Origin of the sequence: Paraglaciecola sp. T6c (genome assembly GCF_000014225.1) — a bacterium.
In the GTDB taxonomy this organism is placed as follows: Bacteria; Pseudomonadota; Gammaproteobacteria; order Enterobacterales; family Alteromonadaceae; genus Paraglaciecola; species Paraglaciecola atlantica_A.
Genome location: NC_008228.1, coordinates 1,138,960 through 1,155,272, shown reverse-complemented (window position 1 = coordinate 1,155,272; position 16,313 = coordinate 1,138,960). Strand labels below are relative to the sequence as shown.

14 protein-coding genes are annotated in these 16,313 nt (G+C 45.5%); 5 read left to right on the top strand and 9 right to left on the bottom strand.

From position 1 onward, the window contains the following. Positions 1-200: 200 nt before the first annotated feature. Positions 201-1,376: a saccharopine dehydrogenase family protein gene (locus PATL_RS04925; protein WP_041713360.1), complete on the top strand. Its 1,176-nt coding sequence runs from the start codon at positions 201-203 to the stop codon at positions 1,374-1,376. Positions 1,377-1,463: 87 nt separating this feature from the next. Here PATL_RS04925 and PATL_RS04920 read toward each other — a convergent pair whose 3' ends face one another. Next, the gene (locus PATL_RS04920) at positions 1,464-1,712 is read right to left on the bottom strand and encodes an EF-hand domain-containing protein (RefSeq protein WP_006990608.1); all 249 of its coding nucleotides are present in this window, start codon (positions 1,710-1,712) and stop codon (positions 1,464-1,466) included. A 92-nt stretch (positions 1,713-1,804) separates the two neighbouring features. After that, positions 1,805-2,815, bottom strand: a complete 1,011-nt coding sequence (locus PATL_RS04915) for a rhodanese-related sulfurtransferase (protein ID WP_011573850.1) — start codon at positions 2,813-2,815, stop codon at positions 1,805-1,807. A 390-nt stretch (positions 2,816-3,205) separates the two neighbouring features. Between PATL_RS04915 and PATL_RS04910 the strand changes: the two genes are divergently transcribed. Then, positions 3,206-3,541 carry a DUF3718 domain-containing protein gene (locus PATL_RS04910; protein WP_011573849.1) on the top strand — a complete coding sequence of 112 codons (336 nt, stop codon included), beginning with the start codon at positions 3,206-3,208 and terminating at the stop codon, positions 3,539-3,541. 85 nt (positions 3,542-3,626) lie between these two features. On the opposite strand, the gene PATL_RS04905 is transcribed toward PATL_RS04910, so the two are convergent. Next, positions 3,627-4,190 (bottom strand): ECF-type sigma factor, encoded by a 564-nt coding sequence (locus PATL_RS04905; protein WP_041714248.1) that lies wholly within the window; start codon positions 4,188-4,190, stop codon positions 3,627-3,629. Positions 4,191-4,313: 123 nt separating this feature from the next. Here PATL_RS04905 and PATL_RS04900 point away from each other — a divergent pair, with 123 nt between their 5' ends. Next, positions 4,314-7,049 (top strand): serine/threonine-protein kinase, encoded by a 2,736-nt coding sequence (locus PATL_RS04900; protein WP_011573847.1) that lies wholly within the window; start codon positions 4,314-4,316, stop codon positions 7,047-7,049. Between the two features lie 10 nt (positions 7,050-7,059). On the opposite strand, the gene PATL_RS04895 is transcribed toward PATL_RS04900, so the two are convergent. The 4 genes from PATL_RS04895 to PATL_RS04880 form a co-directional block, all read right to left on the bottom strand. After that, positions 7,060-8,460 carry a DUF1302 family protein gene (locus PATL_RS04895; RefSeq protein ID WP_041714247.1) on the bottom strand — a complete coding sequence of 467 codons (1,401 nt, stop codon included), beginning with the start codon at positions 8,458-8,460 and terminating at the stop codon, positions 7,060-7,062. 51 nt (positions 8,461-8,511) lie between these two features. Next, positions 8,512-9,384 (bottom strand): outer membrane lipoprotein-sorting protein, encoded by an 873-nt coding sequence (locus PATL_RS04890; RefSeq protein WP_011573845.1) that lies wholly within the window; start codon positions 9,382-9,384, stop codon positions 8,512-8,514. Then, positions 9,384-11,723 carry an efflux RND transporter permease subunit gene (locus tag PATL_RS04885; protein ID WP_011573844.1) on the bottom strand — a complete coding sequence of 780 codons (2,340 nt, stop codon included), beginning with the start codon at positions 11,721-11,723 and terminating at the stop codon, positions 9,384-9,386. The genes PATL_RS04890 and PATL_RS04885 overlap by 1 nt, the downstream gene beginning before the upstream one ends. Positions 11,724-12,003: 280 nt before the next feature. Next, positions 12,004-12,468: a hypothetical protein gene (locus PATL_RS04880; protein ID WP_041713354.1), complete on the bottom strand. Its 465-nt coding sequence runs from the start codon at positions 12,466-12,468 to the stop codon at positions 12,004-12,006. Positions 12,469-12,629: 161 nt separating this feature from the next. On the opposite strand from PATL_RS04880, the gene PATL_RS04875 reads away from it, so the two are divergent. Together PATL_RS04875 and PATL_RS04870 are read left to right on the top strand one after the other, a co-directional pair. Further along, positions 12,630-13,409: a class II glutamine amidotransferase gene (locus PATL_RS04875; protein ID WP_011573842.1), complete on the top strand. Its 780-nt coding sequence runs from the start codon at positions 12,630-12,632 to the stop codon at positions 13,407-13,409. Between the two features lie 321 nt (positions 13,410-13,730). Beyond that, entirely contained in the window at positions 13,731-13,994 is a 264-nt protein-coding gene (locus PATL_RS04870) for a hypothetical protein (protein ID WP_011573841.1), read from the top strand. Here the strand turns inward: PATL_RS04870 and PATL_RS04865 are convergent, their stop codons facing one another. Then, the gene (locus tag PATL_RS04865) at positions 13,995-14,594 is read right to left on the bottom strand and encodes a peptidoglycan-binding domain-containing protein (RefSeq protein WP_011573840.1); all 600 of its coding nucleotides are present in this window, start codon (positions 14,592-14,594) and stop codon (positions 13,995-13,997) included. A gap of 135 nt (positions 14,595-14,729) precedes the next feature. Continuing rightward, a complete protein-coding gene (locus tag PATL_RS04860) occupies positions 14,730-16,286 on the bottom strand; it encodes a choice-of-anchor L domain-containing protein (RefSeq protein WP_011573839.1) in 1,557 nt (518 codons plus the stop codon). Positions 16,287-16,313 lie beyond the last annotated feature (27 nt).

Genomic DNA, 16,313 nt, shown 5'->3' with positions numbered 1-16,313 from the left:
CAGCGTGTTTGTTGATAGCGAGTTATTCTCAAAGCCCTCTTGTGCTCTTGTACACTCTCCCTTCACACCCTTGCCAACCCATGGTCCTCACTTTTTAGGTGAATTCGTCTTCGCTATAGTTAGGCATCAATCAAATAAAGTGAAGCCACCAGCATCTGGTTTTACTATTAGCCCATCTACACTGAAAAGAGATGAATAAAATGAGCACAAACAAAGAATTCGATATCGTCGTTTATGGCGCTTCAGGCTTCACCGGCCGACTTGTAGCAGAATACTTGGCTAAGCAATATAAAGATGACAATAGCTTTAAATGGGCGATGGCGGGTCGTAGCGCTGATAAGCTCGCTCAAGTACGAGATGAAATAGGCGCACCAAAAGATATCCCTTTGGTAGTGGCGGACGCAGAAGATGCATCCTCTATGCAAGCGATGCTTGATAACACACGCTTAATATTGACCACCGTTGGTCCTTATCAGCTTTATGGCTCTGAGCTAGTCGCCATGTGTGCCCAATCGGGTGTTGATTACGTTGATTTGTGCGGTGAACCAGTATGGATGCGCCACATGATTGATGCGAACGAAGCTGCAGCCAAAGAAAGCGGTGCACGCATCGTCTTCTCATGTGGCTTTGATTCCATCCCGTTCGATTTGGGCGTGTATCACTTGCAGCAATTAGCCAAAGAAAAGTTCGGCCATACATTTAACCGAGTCAAAGGTCGCGTAAAGAAGATGCAGGGGACTTTCTCTGGTGGTACGGCAGCAAGTTTGAAAGCAACGCTAGCGGCTGCCAAGCAAGATCCTAAACAATTCCAGTTATTGCTAAATCCCTTTTCTTTGACTCCAGGGTTTGCAGGTACCGAACAACCAGCAGGAGATAAACCTTATTTTGAAGAGTCACTCAACACCTGGGTCACTCCTTTTATCATGGCTGCAATCAACACCCGTAACGTGCATCGCAGCAACATGTTGCTTAGCCACCAATACGGCAGCGATTTTGTTTATGACGAAATGTTGATGACAGGTCCAGGTGAGAAAGGCGAAAGCATTGCTAAAGCCGTTGCGAGCGATAAAGGCATGATGAAAGACGGCGGCCCTAAACCCGGCGAAGGCCCAAGCAAAGAAGAGCGCGAAAATGGCTTTTATGAAGTTTTGTTTGTGGGTAATGATCAAGATGGTCAAAACCTAACGGTCAGTGTTGGCGCAACCCTTGACCCTGGTTACGGCTCTACGTCACGCATGATTACCGAAGCTGCACTTTGTCTTATTAAAGATGCCGGTGATACCCCAGGGGGCATTTTAACACCCGCCTCAGCCATGGGTGACAAGCTCATTACGCGGTTAGTGGATAATGCTGGTCTGACGTTTAAGCAACTGTAGAAATCGACAGTTAGAAAATCAAAAGCCCAAGCAATGCTTGGGCTTTTTGGTAATTGGATTGTTCGTTAATCTGACAAAAAAGTGGGTTTAGTATTCCCACCAAGATTGCTGCCACCACTCCAAAAACTCTTCGAAGTCGATTGAGCCATCATTGTTCTTGTCAATCAAACCAAAACCTTCTTCGACATGACTCGCCTTGGTTTTTGGCGATATGATAGTTAACAATTCAATGAATTCAGTTAGGCCTATTTCGCCATTTTTATCTGTATCAAAATAATCAAATTCTTTACGAATTTCAGCGACCTTTTCTGGCGCTAATGTCTCTTGATCTGCCATGTTTAAACCACATTAATTAAGTTAGGGTGAGTGTACCCTTTCATATAACCCAATGTCTACGCCGACAAGTAAAAGCGCATGAAGCAAGGTGCCTAACCGTTGCTTTTTCCAGCAGCGGTGCGTTGAGCTCGCCTTTGTGCAGCTTTTTGCTGGCGGCGTAATTTTATGGCCTTAGTGGCGTCTTCGCCCACATGCGCTTCGTTACGTTCGCGCGCAAGGTTCACCTGCTTCTCACGCTCACGAAAGCGTTTAAGTTGCTCTTCGCTATGCGTACCATGACATTTAGGGCAACTGGCTCCAGCTTCAAAAAGTGGGCTTGCCTTATCTTCTTCGGTAATGGGCAAACGACAGGCATAACACTGGTCGTATTCACTTTTTTGTAAGTCATGATTGACCGCAACCCGGTTATCGAAGACAAAACAATCCCCTTCCCATAAGGTGTCGTCTTTCGGGACTTCTTCCAAGTACTTAAGAATGCCGCCTTCTAAGTGGTAAACCTCGTCAAAACCTTGCTCTTTCAAGTACGCGGTTGATTTTTCACAACGAATACCACCCGTGCAGAACATAGCGACCTTCTTATTCTTAGACGGCTCTAAATTGTCTTTAACGTATTGCGGAAACTCACGAAAAGACTCGGTATTAGGATTAATGGCATTTTTGAAGGTACCGATTTCGATTTCATAATCGTTGCGAGTATCGATAACGGTGACATCAGGATCTGAGATTAACGCGTTCCAATCTTTCGGCTTCACATAGGTACCCACAGTACGAAGAGGGTCTATGCCTTCCACGCCCATGGTGACGATTTCTTTCTTTAACTTTACTTTGGTGCGATGAAAAGGCTGGGTTTCGTCCAACGATTCTTTATGAGAAATAGGCGCAATGCGCGGGTCTTCATTCAGGTAATTCAATAACGCATTGATACCCTCGCGAGAACCAGAAACGGTGCCATTGATCCCCTCTTCCGCTAACAACAACGTTCCTTTAATACCGTTATCTTGCATAAACGTTAACAGGGGTTGGCGCATTTCTTCAAAGTTTTCGAGGGTCACGAATTTGTATAAAGCGCACACGACAACCGGCGCAGATGTTTGATTTTGCATTGTAGTTCCTTGCGATTTGGACCGTAAATCCAGAGCAGTTAATGGGATGCTTAAAAAAGCGCCGGAAATATAGCAAAACCGCATCCAGATTAAAAGTGTAAGCGCAGTTGGCCAGCGTTTTACTGACCTAAATCAACCTTTTTTCACGCTTACTACAAAAGCGTACTCTGACTCAGCAACTGTAATGGTCAAAAAAACCATTTTTTAGTCATTTAACAAAACAAACGTTTATATTTCACAACCAAAAAATCAAGGGGAACCCTAACCCATTGTTTTTATTGTATTTTAAAATTGGCACTCGGGTTGCAATCACTAAATTAACAAGACGACACATTGCAAACACTTATTAGAATACTGATTAAAACACTGATTAACTAAAGGAAATACACCATGAAAACATTGACTAAAACGATTGCCGCTTCTCTACTTTCTTTTGCTGTTTTAGGTGCTGCACATGCAAACCAAGAATTGGTCCCTACTGATAACGAAGCTGGCACTAAGTTATGTATTGCAGCGACGACAGGTAGCGTTATCAAAATGAATAAGGCCATGAAATCCAGCAAGGTCACCAAACGTTATGTGACTGAAAAAATGACCTGTAATGGTCAAAACATGGTGGCATTTGTCGAGCAATACGGCGAGAAAGCAGAAAAAATGAATAACTTTCTAACCAACGGTAAGTACAGTGAAGAGCGAAACGTCATCGCCAGTGTAAACGCACACTAATCGTTTGGCCGCTAGGAGGCCGAGCGATAACGCCCCGAAAGCCAAATAAAAAATCCGCCTTGAGCGGATTTTTAATGCGTAGCGTTTACCCTGCGATGCTGAGCTCTCGATGTAACCAAGCCTTACCAAACTGCCCATCGCGCTCTATAGTCCTCGGCGACACCGCATAAAATTGTGCGATGTCACTCACTGTTGAGCCAGCGAAAAACTGCAACTCTAAGATTTCAGCTTTTCGTTTATCAAATTTTGCTAAAGCCGATAACGCCGCGTCTAATTCAACAACATCATGGCTAACGGGTTGCTCTGCATATTTATAATCAACGAGAGTGACACGCCTCACCCCTGCCCCACGTTTTTGACTACTGTGTGCCCGAGCGTGATCAACCAAAATACGGCGCATCATATTACTGGCTAGTCGATAGAAATGGGCGCGATCGGCGAAGTCTAATTGGGCCTGTAGTAAATCGATAAAGACTTCATTCACTAACGCTGTAGCTTGCAATGTATGCCCAGCGCGCTCGTAAGACATGTGCTTTTGTGCTCTGCGGTGCAATTCAGAGTAAACCAACTGACTTAAATCTGTAAATGCCTGTTCGCTTCCTGATTGCCAGTCTCGAAGTAGCTGCGTGATATCGCGATCGTTGTTCATATCTTTACACATTGAATAATGGAATAGAGTTGCATAATTCTAGCACAGGAATAGACTATTTTTTAACCGCTCGATATGTATAAACCCTGCCGTTAATACATTTTGCGTAAAGGATTAAGGCAAATGAAACACAATGAATGGCAAACAGTACAAGACATCTTTCATCACGCAATTTCTCTGCCCGCAGAGCAACGCAGCGCGTACGTTCAGCAGCAATGCAAAAATGACTCATCCCTCTATCAAGAGATCATATCCTTATTAGACCATCATGAGAAAAGCACTGAAATTGACGCCATCGTAGATTACGCAGCCCATTGCGTTGTTAACCAGACACCACAGAAGATCGGTGATCTGGTAGACCGTTATCGCTTAGTTGAAATGATTGGACAAGGAGGAATGGGCGATATCTACCTGGCCGAAAGAGCTGATGAACACTACACCCAACGTGTGGCAATAAAAATTAATCGAAATGCACTTGCCAATGCTGACCGTGCATTACGCTTTAAAACCGAGCGACAAATCTTAGCCAACTTAGAACACCCAAACATTGCGCGCTTGCTAGATGGCGGAACCACGCTTACAAATCAGCCCTATCTAGTAATGGAATTCATAGAAGGCACACCTATCGACCAGTACTGCCAAGAAAATAACCTGAGCCTTAATCAACGCCTTAGACTGTTTCAAAAAGTCTGCGACGCAGTGCAGTATGCTCATCAGCACTTGGTGGTGCATTGTGACTTAAAGCCATCAAACATACTCATTACCTCACAGGGGGAGCCTAAATTACTCGATTTCGGTATTTCTAGATTACTCGACCCACAACAGCCCAGCGAACAACATCCAGTTGATGCCAATGCTGATCGCATGCTTAGCCTTCATTATTCAAGCCCAGAGCAAATTTGCGGCGATCCCCTGTCCACCAGCACAGACATTTATTCTCTGGGTGTGCTCCTATACAAGCTACTGACCCAACAGCTCCCCTACGAGAACGCACCCGGCAGTTTACATGACGCCATTCTAAAATTTACGCCAGAACCCCCAAGCAAATTGCTGCTGCATGATAAATCTCCTCTGGGAAGTGCCCGCAATACTCAGCACACCATGATAAAGGCAAAGGACGTCGCTGGTGATTTAGACGCTATCACTTTAAAAGCGCTGCACAACAGAGCATCCTTGCGCTATAAAAACGTTACTCAGTTTTCTAACGACCTTGATTGTTACCTGAACCATTTTCCCGTCATGGCGCACCGTAACACTTGGCTTGTTCGTAGTAGAAAATTTCTGCGGCGCAATCGACTTTCTAGCGCACTGGCTGCTTTATTCTTGATTACGATGACCACAACAAGCAGCGCTATTTTCATCCAGTCTCAACGCATTGCTCAAGAGCGTGACACCGCTGAGCAAGAGCGCGGTAAAGCAGTTGCTATCACTGACTTTTTGCACAACATGTTTTTTTCTATTCAGCCTGATAAAGCCCAAGGTGAAGTTATCACAGTAAGGGAAATATTAGATAAAGCCAGTGAGGAACTTAATGAGAGTGACGACCACACACTTTTAGCACAACCTATGATACAGGCTGCGGTACGGCGCACCATTGGCGATATATATTATCGATTGGGCGTTATTCAACCAGCAATTGAGCACTTAGAAAAAGCCTTAGCACTGCACAGAAAGCATCAAGGGGATGACGCAGGATTCTATCGAGTGCTCAGGGCCTTAGCTAATTCTTATAATCGCGCTGATAAATTTGATTTGCAGCGGCCAATTTTGGAAGAATCAATAGATGTCGCCAAGCGTATTTTTGGTGAAAATGATGAAAAAACATTGGGCGTCATGTCTAATCTTGCCGGCCTTTACAATGATACAGGCAATTCATTTCTGGCAATTAAGCTGCACAATGAAATCTACGATAAAAGCTTACGCGCTTTAGGCCCGTCCAATATTGTCACCATACTTGCCATCACCAGTCTTGGGGCTGACTATTATGCGTTGGGTGACTATCAAAAAGCCGAAGAATATTTTACCCAAGGGTTAGAAGCATGCTTAAAAGAATGGAACGAGAACCATGGATTGGCTTTGTATAATTTGGCTGGTGTTGGGTATGTACTGGAGCGCTTGGGGCAGTTTGAAGCAGGGTTCATACCTACAAAAAAACGCTTAGAGCGCGCGCTACATGTACTAGGTGAGCAACACCAAGACACCCTAGACGCCAAGCTGAGTATGGGCCGTATTCAGCTCGGGTTAGGCGAATTCGCTCAAGCGGAGGCTCTGTTCAATAATATTCTACTGGCTTTAACGCACCGTACCGGTAGCCATCACGCCCTCAACTATTCGACGCGCTTTGCCTTAGCACAGCTATATATAAAAACAGATCGCGCCGCTTTAGCATTACCCTTAGCTCAGCAAACCTTAGTTAAAGCCAAAGCAGTATGGGCAGAAGATAACTTGAAGGTACTGTTTGGCACCCAGATATTGGCCGATGCGCTCGTCGCTGAGCAGCAATACCAAAAAGCTATCACGCATTATCAACAAATTTTGAACAGTCGCCAGCGCAGTATCGAAAAGGAGCAAATGCAAAATAAACAATTTGAAATTGATCACCAGCAGGTCAAATACGTCGAAGCGTATAATGCCCACTTAGGGTTGGCCAAGGCGTATATAAAGCTAGAGCAAAGTGCCGACAGCATCGAACACTTGCGCGGTGCATTGAGATTGAATCAAGCCCATCCGTCCATGGTAGCGACTGACCTACCATGGGTGTTGGCCTCCTTACTTAACGAATACGAAGACTCAGGAAGCACAAAACAAGCTTCAAACATACGTGCTCAGCTTATCGCACTAGACCCGCGCTCTCCCTAACTATCCGCATTTAAAAGGTATACTTAACCGATGCCCACCACCGTGAAGCGTCTTTGAATTGCCCGAACTGACCATTGGGATCTCCAAACGCCCAATCAATTCCGGTTTGTAGTTTCAAGTTGTCACTGTAATCATAAGAAATACTCGGTCTTAGTGCGCCATCACCTTGGTTAACACTTCCCATAAGTTCCATTTTAAATAGCAGCCTAGCGTTAAAAAAACTGCGCTGGGCGCGCAATGTGAGCAAGGTATCCGTACTTGGACGCACCAATTCAAATTGCTTTTTGTCCAGATAGTCCACGACTAACTGGGCATTTACAAACCAGTTGTTAGGAGCGCTCCAGTCAAGTCCCCCCCCTATTAGCAGCCGCTTGCTGCGAGCTTGCGCTAATGGCACTTCAGCAAGCACATTTAACGGCTGGTCGGGAATGTAAGCCAGCTCCATTCGCCACACTAGCGTATCTTGAGTAACATCATAAGTGGCGCCTATCACAGTGCGGCGCAAGTAATCGAAGCTGACGTTTATCGGTGCATTTGCAGTAATTGCCGTGGCGAGCCTAAGGACAGGGTCGGTATCAGGGCCTCGATATAACATAAACGACATATCACCTTCGCCCAGTGCATGGCCGACTTTTACTCCTAGGGTACTATGAGCGATTATATGTTCTCGTTTTGATGTGTTTATCATCAAGACTTGCTCTAAACGGCTATGGCTTTCTTGACCCAAAAGACCTAAATCAGTAATTGATAATCCACCAGTAAAGCGGGTCGAGGTTAAAAAAAAGGTATCACCAACTTTTGCCTGTTGCGTGCTCGTTCCATCGAATGCAAAAGAGGTATCTACTCGCCAGCCATCAAATTTACTACGCCAACGTACACCCCACCGTGCGATCCGTTCTGGGCGAGTATCAGTGAAAACAAAGTCACGGCGGCGCACAGGATCGAATCGATCCGTCACTTGCACGCCATCCAGTACGCCCCAAGGCGTAACTTGCTTGCCGATAACGAAACTGGTGGCACGTTTACGCCACATTAAAAATGCCCGAGTTAGCTCCACACGCGTCTCTGAATTATCGACAATGGGGCGATTAAACGAGGTGTAATTGTCTGTGCTTCCCAGACCAGTTTCTTCAAAAGCGACTTGAGACAGGGTGTCTATCTGAGCGCTCCATTGCGGGCTCAATCTCAACTTATGCTTGGACCATAAACTCACTCTAGACAGATCCAACTCACTGTCTCTTAAATTAATCGCCCCGCGATATTCCAAAGAAACTTGGCTTGACTGCAACGTCACTTCTGCTTTGACTTGAAGAGCAAACACCCCAGCAACTGCGAGCAATGAGCACACGGCTGCATTATTCAATCCTTTTCGCGGGATCTGACGCTTATAAACAAACGAATGACTGTTCATGTTATTCCCTTCATTCTTTAACGGCGTTTCGCTGCCACCATACCCAACCATCTACAACCCTGCGATATTGGGCACGCCGTAACTGAGCTCATCAGCGCTCAAAATACTTTCAGGTAAGTCTGGAATGTGTTTCACATCACTTAGCACAACGTCCGTTCTATGCGCGAGTTGCGCATTCATCACAGTGAAGTTGGTTGCCACCCACGCATCGGCTATGCGCTCTAATCGTTTTACCGATATGGTTTTTAGGGGCAATCCGTCGGTATCTGTGTAATCAATTTTCAAAGGGAAATAAGTCTCAGGGTCGATCAGCGCTATAAAACTGCTGTACCCGAGTTCTACTTTTTTGGCGGTCGTTTTCGTTGTCCCTTTTAAGACGTAATATTCCTTTTGCTCAATCACTTGCTTCTCGCCTACAGTGAAGTCCCAATCTGTTAGGGTAAATTTGAAGTTATCTTTAATATCTCCGTAGGTCAGGTCCGTTCCCATAAAATAGTTACCTTTGCTTGACGCGGGTAACTTACGCACGCGATCTGTCGCTGGTAAATACAGCCAATTTTCATCACTGCCCGATACCTTGTCATAACTTAAAAAACCGGTGTTTTGCAGCGCCGCTGGTGCGGTAAAATATATTCCCATTTTGGTATCGCCTTGATCAACAGAATGAACAAATAACGCTGAGCGTTTTCGTACCCCCCCAGCATCATTATGCAAGGTAAAGTGCATATTCCCCGCGCGACCGTCATTCGCCGCTCTGGCTACCACATTATTCGCTAATTCTAAGGCGCTCAACTGGGTATTGGCCTGTGCTGAAACCGCATGCATAGCGAGTAAACAGCATCCCCAAAAACACATGAAAATACGGCTCATACGGTCTTCTTTTTGGCTCACGGTTGGCAATTTTTTTGCGTTAAAGAGTTTCATTACACACTCCCTCTTACATCGATAACAAATGGCGTGGGTGCACACAGGGCGTAACACGCCGGAATAACAATAATTGCCCCTGCTAAGCTACCAATAGACGCAGACGCCACGAGTGCACCAAACCACTGCAATGGCGGTGCTGAACTTAAGCAGATAACCCCCAACGCAAACGCCAAGGCCACAGCTGAAAATACGCACGCTCTGGCAATGACCACATAATGTCCGCTAAAAGCGGCACGAGGGCTCGAGCCTTTTTGTAGTGACTGGCGAACACCAGAGATAAGATGAATGGCAAAGTCGACCCCCAAGCCAGTTGAAATGGCCGCCGTCATGGAGGTAGCAGGGGCTATATCTATCTTTAAAAGCCCCATCATTGCATAGGTAAACAGGACCCCTGTAAGTATCGGAACCAGGCTCAATAATGCGGCCCAAAATGAGCGAAAGGCGAGAAGCGAAGCACAAAAAACAAAGGCAATAGCCAAACCGAGTCCGGCAAAATGAGAAGCTCCGAGTAGCTTCATCCACCCTGAATTAACCGCCACTCGTCCGCTCACGTTGGCCTCTAGATCATATTCCTGAGACCAAATTTCAGCAATTCTCTCAAATTCAGACACCACAGGACTCACCTGACTAAATCGATCTGTCGTTAGTTGTGCGCGAATAAGGGTATGCTGATAGGTAAAGTCAATTTCCTCTTTGAAATCACCTGGGTCTCCTGCCGCCTCATATAAAAACATGTACTGTGCCGGCGCATGCTCAGCGCTAGGTAACTCACCAACAGATGCGTTAGTCAATGCCCGATGCATTAACCCCATGTAATCGCTGATGGAGGTGCTTTTAACCACGAGTGGTAGCTTATTAATACGTTGCTGCAATATGGCTATGGCATGCATCGCATCTGGTGTCATTAAATCGCCAGCTTGTTTACCTGACACCACCACATCTAAAAAATTGAGCCCTTGCAAATGGGTATTTAAGGTCACGTCAGCCAAACGGACCTCTTCATCCGCTTGAAAATAACGTTGGCGCTCATAATCGAATCGCGCTTGAGTAGCAAAATAAATAAAGACGCAAAGTACCAGTATTAAGCTGGAAGAGGTTGTCCAAGGGTGATTAAACGCGTTTTGCGTTAGGCGATAAACCAACGCATCCACTAGGCTGTCTTGTACATATTGTGGCTGTTTTTTGCTGCCCAGCCCAATCAATAACATAACCGCAGGCAAGGCGCTTAAACTCAAGATCCACGCGGCGATCACCCCGGATGCTGCAAACCAGCCAAATTCGGCAATGGGCTGCATTGACGAGCCTATTGCCAGACCCACAAACCCGGCAACGGTCGTTACCGTCGTCAGAGTAACGGGCAAGAAAGTTTGATTGAGCGTGGCCAATAGCAAGTCGGCCTTGCTTTTACTTGGCTCAACACGGCATTTTTCCATAAAGATAGTAGATACATGCAAACTATCAGCTATTGATATCGCCATAATGATCACAGGCAACGCCGTGGTGATTAAGTAATATCTGGCATCCAACCACCCCATCAAGCCTACTGTCATCGCCGCCGAGCCAGCAATAACCAATAATGGGCCGGGTAATCCACGCCATTCACGCAAAGCAATAAAGATCACCAACAGTGCAGTGATAATCGCCATAGGAATGAATATGCGCGTATCTTGATTGACCATCTGCGCCAAACGCCCATTCATTGATGCCACACCGGTCACGTGCACCTCTGCATTCTCAGGCCGGTGCGTTTGGCCAATTGCCAGCACCTGTTGGTAGGTTTGCGTCGCGTGGTTGGCGTCTTGAACCGGTATGATTAAGGTCAGTGTGTCACCGTTTTTGGATGCAAGCAGGCCGTCCATCATAGGCATGCTGCGCAACCTCTCTAACGCTATCACCGCTTTGTTATGTGTCACCTCCCCCGTCGGTAGAATTGGCTCTACGAGCAAATCCCCCTCATCCCCATAGATAGCATTCTCGGTCAAAATACTGATCAGAGCATTTTTTTTAACATTATCTAGCCCGCGTACGTCCTGTTGGATCAAGCCTAACGCTTGAATAATATCGGCGCTAAAGGCAGATTGGTTATCGTTAGCCACAATGCCCAGTACGATGGGATCTTCAATGCCAAACAGTTCACTTGCTCTATCTCTGGCAAGCGCAGCAGGATGATCGTTAGGAACAAACGCATCCACAGAGGGGTCTTTGTGAACATGTTTAAGCCCAACTCCCATGGCGACAATCAGCAGCGTGGCGATCAGTAGGATCCATTTTGGGTTATGGATAACGAAGGTAAAATAACGTTCTTTATAGGTTTTTCTGGCTATTTTCATGGTCATGATTGCTGTCCTTGTTTTAGCTGGGAAACACGCGACAAACTGTTCACTGCCCAAGCTAGCTGCCAATTGAAGAACTTTGCGACCCAGCTACAATGGCTTAACCAGTCATTAATAGCGGATCCCAAGACGTCACATCTTCCATTCTCATCAAGATAAAAGCAGGGCTTCTGCTCTCTTTATCTTGTCGCTTTTCTTATCAGCGAAATTCCCACTACAAATCCGCCAATTTATTTTCATTTTCGATAAATTAATTTATTAAGTGCACTGTAAACGGTGTTATCTAGCCACTTAGTTTTGCGCTTTTTACAGCGCGAAACCTCTGACCAACAGAGCACTGTAGTTGACGCGCAGTACGTCGAGCTAGCCGACGAAACAGACATGCGAAGCTTAGAAAAAGACAACTAACGAAAGCTATTTTGGGCACATCCATCAGCGCCAAGCGCATCACTTCATGTTGTTTATCGCTCAATAGTCGCTTAGCAGACTGTTTACTGCTTATGGCTTGTCTGGGGCGCGCTTTGGCAGGTAATGAAATTGACGTTAATTGGTTGTCCATTGCATTTGCAGATGAGTAAAGTAATGCCGTTGTATCAGAATTAGGGTCTGATTTATTCAGTGAGGCATCACGTAAAATATTCTCAGGGCTGGCCTGAATCGCTATCGCTGGCCAACTAATCAGCCAAGCCGAAAAAAACAAGGCTTTAGTGCCAAACGCTATTGGTTGGTGAAACGCTCTTGAGCACATATCACACTCCTGTTTGTTAAGTCTCACTTCCTATAAGCGCAATTTTTAGAAGGGAACCGCCACATCGTTTGTTATTTCTGCACGTGACGCTTTATTCAGTAGGTCCTGTTTGCCCGTCAATCGGGTTATAATCTGTTTATCAGCAATACACAGGATGAAATATGTGTGAGTTATTAGGCATGTCTGCGAATGTTCCAACTGACATTTGCTTTAGTTTCAAGGGTCTTCGGGAAAGGGGCGGCCGCGTCGGCCCCCACAGAGACGGTTGGGGCGTGGCATTCTACGAACAAAAAGGGGTGTGTATTTTTAAGGATCGCCTGCCTAGTTACGAATCTGAAATAGCACGCTTAGTTTCTGACTATCCGATTAAAAGCACGGCCGTTATTGCCCACGTGCGCCAGGCCAATCGTGGCCGTATCGGCATGGAAAACACGCATCCGTTTAGCCGAGAGCTATGGGGCAGAAACTGGACCTACGCCCACAATGGGCAGTTAAGTGGTTACGCTGATTTACCTATCGACAGGTTTACCCCAGTAGGCACCACCGATAGCGAGCGGGCTTTTTGCTATTTGATGAGTGCATTAGATAATCGCTTCCCTAAGCGCCCAAGTAAACGCATATCCGCATTCAATTTTCTGCAGCGTGAAGCCAAAAAACTGAATAAGCTCGGCGTATTTAATATGCTAATCACTGATGGTGAGTACTTACTTGCATTTTGCTCGACGAAATTGCAATGGATCACCCGTCGCGCTCCTTTTGGCAAGGCACACTTATCAGATATTGATGTAGATATCGACTTCGCTAAAGAAACCACACCGAATGACATTGTGACCGTTATTGCCACCGAGCCACTCACGGGAAACGAAGATTGGCATAAAATGCAGCCCGGCGAAGGGCAGATTTTTCGTTTTGGTGAGCCACTAAAAAAGCAAATTAAGTGAAATGGCTATCGTAGAGTTACGTGAATACAAATTAAAGCCGAATATGAAACAAGCTTGGCTGGCATGGATAATACCATTCCACGTTAATAAGTGATCACTCAGCGAGAGTTTAAAAGGGCTTAAACAAGGCGCATGACTGAATGAATAGTTGTTCTCTTTCGAAGTCATGCAAAGCAGTGTAAGCCCTTTTAAAACTCGCCTGAAAGGAATGCCCCAGCAGCTTTTGCTCTGCGTTCTCACTATTCGAAAGGGAACAACCATTACTTCATAGCGACGCCTTAATCAAAAACTGCTGGACGCATTCTGAGGGGGCACTTATTAATGCGGATTGGTATAAAAGCAGAATTGCTGCCTTATCAAATATCTCAAGGTATGCGCGTCCTGCAAACTTATATTTATAAAGATGAAAACGGTGATGAATGGTTTGTGTGGTTAAGAGAGTTTGACGACGAACAAGCTCGTCAGGCCTTATATAAGAAAACCTATAACCAGTGGTGGAAGGATGAAATTCGCCCTAGGGTGTTTACTATGATTGAGCAGGACGACATAAGAGTGCGCTTGCTCAATCCAGTAAAACTCGTCTGATTAACCAGACTTTTTCAAAAACAAATTCATCAGAGTATTCTGATCTGGCACGCCGGTTTGGGCCAAACCACGATCACGTTGAAAGTGCTTAAAGGCATCTAATGTCTCCTGATCGAAATCATCGCTTCCCAACGCGTTTAAATAGTCCATTTTGATTAATCTTTGTTTCGCGCGTTTGAGAATTTCTACGTAAAAATAGCTTTTAGCGTCATTCACATCTATCACGACCAGTGCAGATTCAGCAGACAAACGAATAGGAAACAATGCTTTAAGCAAGCCATTGGTAACGGTTAAAAAGTGCGTGTCTTTAGCGTTTTCACAATCTTGTTGCAACAGCGCTAGCAGTAGCTCTGTTGTTTGCCACGGCGTTGCATCATAGTTCTGGGGCTGAAATCGGTTATAGGCACTGATATAACCCTCAAGCCATCCGCCATACAAATAATAATCAGTGCTCTTTTGCGCTGACGCTAATAAAAAGTTACTACATAAGCGCTTTCCTGCACCTTTAACCGCAAATTTGCCGTCTTCATCTGCTGCACTAGCAACGCCAACGTGTGTGCTTAGTAACATTGCCAGTGCAATCGCTTTAAAACTGTTCATGCTTTACTACTTACCCTATAAAACCAAAAAACCCAGTTCAATACATCGAACTGGGTGACTTTATACCAATTTCGATAAATTTTTACTAAATGGCAAATTATTTAATGAAGTTGGTATTAATCTCTTAAAAAGTGATTAAAACCTCTTTCGACGCAAACCACATAAACCAATCAGTGATAAGGCAAAGATTGCCAATGTACCCGGTGCTGAAACCGCGACACTGTCATCAACAAATTGTGTGATAGGTGATTGCACCACACCAAACTGACCGCCTTCACTAAATGCCACACCGGTAACGAACGCTAACGGATCAGTCGGATCTAAGGCGAGTTCAACGTTAATACTAGAGATCGTGAATTCAGGCACGGGCATGTCAAATTCAAACGTTTGACCACTGGTTAACGCCACCACTTGTTCAACTCCATTGACTAAATAACTGAGTAAATACCCATCACTGTCATTCACGCTCAGCAAGGTCGGGGCGGTTACGCTAGCAAACATGCCACCGTCTGTTGCTGTATAGGTATAACCAGTGGCAACATCAGGATCGAACCAGATCGTTTCCCCTGCATCGACTTCAGGTAATGTGAATACGAAGTCTCCATCATCGCTAGTTTCATCAGGCATAATAGGGGTGAATTCAGATTCCCCTCCCTCTGAGTCGAAGTTACCAAAGCTGCTTAGAAATATAGTGGTATCTAGTGCCGCATCCGACGCATCCGCCAATAGAAGAGTAAAGGTGTTGCCTGTACTGCCTGGTTCAACAGGGATATCAAACTGCAAAATCGGAATACCATTAGGCGCTAGCATGCCGTTTAACTCTGTTCCTTCGACTGGGGCAAAATCAGGATGATTAATATTGATCAGCGCCGGCGCACCATCGGTTGAACCATCTGTCACTTCAGCACGGGCTAAATTTACACCATTAAGGAACATGCCAAAGCCATCGACAAATTCAGAATTAACCCAGTCAGGGAACTCTTCAGAGCCAAAGGCACCGACAAATGAGATTACTGAAACACTGTCGTCCACATCAAAGGTAATGCTCAGTTCGACGGGGTCGAAATGTTCAGCCTGTCCTGTTATCTGAGTTAAAAGCGCATTTTGCTCATCAGTGGCAGAATTAGTCTGTTCAAAATCGAGAGCACCAGGTACATCTTGATCTTGTGTATTGGTGCCACTTTCTGGGCCTAAATCAGTGCTGCTTGGTTCTACAGTCGATGTTTGCCCTTCACTTTGAGTTGAAAAAGACGGTCCTGAGCTAGCTGAAAATTGAGAAAAACTTTGCAGTTCTACGCAACCACCTTCGCAATCCCCGCCGCCTTCACCATCTCCAGGACCATCGTCGTTGCCAGGGAGCTCGCCATTGCTTTCACCGCCTGAGTTATTATTTGGCCCATCTTCATAGTCATTAACATTACCGGTACTAAACACCACACCGCCAGCACTAGGCAACCCGTAAGTACCAGAGTGATTAGTGTATGTTCCTGCTTGGGTACTGAAATCAACATCGTTCATGCCACCGCTTAATACCGCACTGGTAACAGTGACGCCGCTATTAGGAATGATCAATGTATCTGAAAGAACAGAGGCATCGTCCGTGGATGTGATTTCGATACCGTGAACAACCGACGAGCTAAGTGCTAGTGACACCGCACAGAATGATAAAGACAACTTTTTACTTACGAACATTTCTTATTTCCTATAAATTTCGTATTA

Excerpts from the sequence above, each read along its gene's own strand:
- PATL_RS04925 (WP_041713360.1), top strand. The coding sequence starts at position 201 with ATGAGCACAAACAAAGAATTCGATATCGTCGTTTATGGCGCTTCAGGC.
- PATL_RS04920 (WP_006990608.1), bottom strand. The coding sequence starts at position 1,712 with ATGGCAGATCAAGAGACATTAGCGCCAGAAAAGGTCGCTGAAATTCGT.
- PATL_RS04915 (WP_011573850.1), bottom strand. The coding sequence starts at position 2,815 with ATGCAAAATCAAACATCTGCGCCGGTTGTCGTGTGCGCTTTATACAAA.
- PATL_RS04910 (WP_011573849.1), top strand. The coding sequence starts at position 3,206 with ATGAAAACATTGACTAAAACGATTGCCGCTTCTCTACTTTCTTTTGCT.
- PATL_RS04905 (WP_041714248.1), bottom strand. The coding sequence starts at position 4,190 with ATGAACAACGATCGCGATATCACGCAGCTACTTCGAGACTGGCAATCA.
- PATL_RS04900 (WP_011573847.1), top strand. The coding sequence starts at position 4,314 with ATGAAACACAATGAATGGCAAACAGTACAAGACATCTTTCATCACGCA.
- PATL_RS04895 (WP_041714247.1), bottom strand. The coding sequence starts at position 8,460 with ATGAACAGTCATTCGTTTGTTTATAAGCGTCAGATCCCGCGAAAAGGA.
- PATL_RS04890 (WP_011573845.1), bottom strand. The coding sequence starts at position 9,384 with ATGAAACTCTTTAACGCAAAAAAATTGCCAACCGTGAGCCAAAAAGAA.
- PATL_RS04885 (WP_011573844.1), bottom strand. The coding sequence starts at position 11,723 with ATGACCATGAAAATAGCCAGAAAAACCTATAAAGAACGTTATTTTACC.
- PATL_RS04880 (WP_041713354.1), bottom strand. The coding sequence starts at position 12,468 with ATGTGCTCAAGAGCGTTTCACCAACCAATAGCGTTTGGCACTAAAGCC.
- PATL_RS04875 (WP_011573842.1), top strand. The coding sequence starts at position 12,630 with ATGTGTGAGTTATTAGGCATGTCTGCGAATGTTCCAACTGACATTTGC.
- PATL_RS04870 (WP_011573841.1), top strand. The coding sequence starts at position 13,731 with ATGCGGATTGGTATAAAAGCAGAATTGCTGCCTTATCAAATATCTCAA.
- PATL_RS04865 (WP_011573840.1), bottom strand. The coding sequence starts at position 14,594 with ATGAACAGTTTTAAAGCGATTGCACTGGCAATGTTACTAAGCACACAC.
- PATL_RS04860 (WP_011573839.1), bottom strand. The coding sequence starts at position 16,286 with ATGTTCGTAAGTAAAAAGTTGTCTTTATCATTCTGTGCGGTGTCACTA.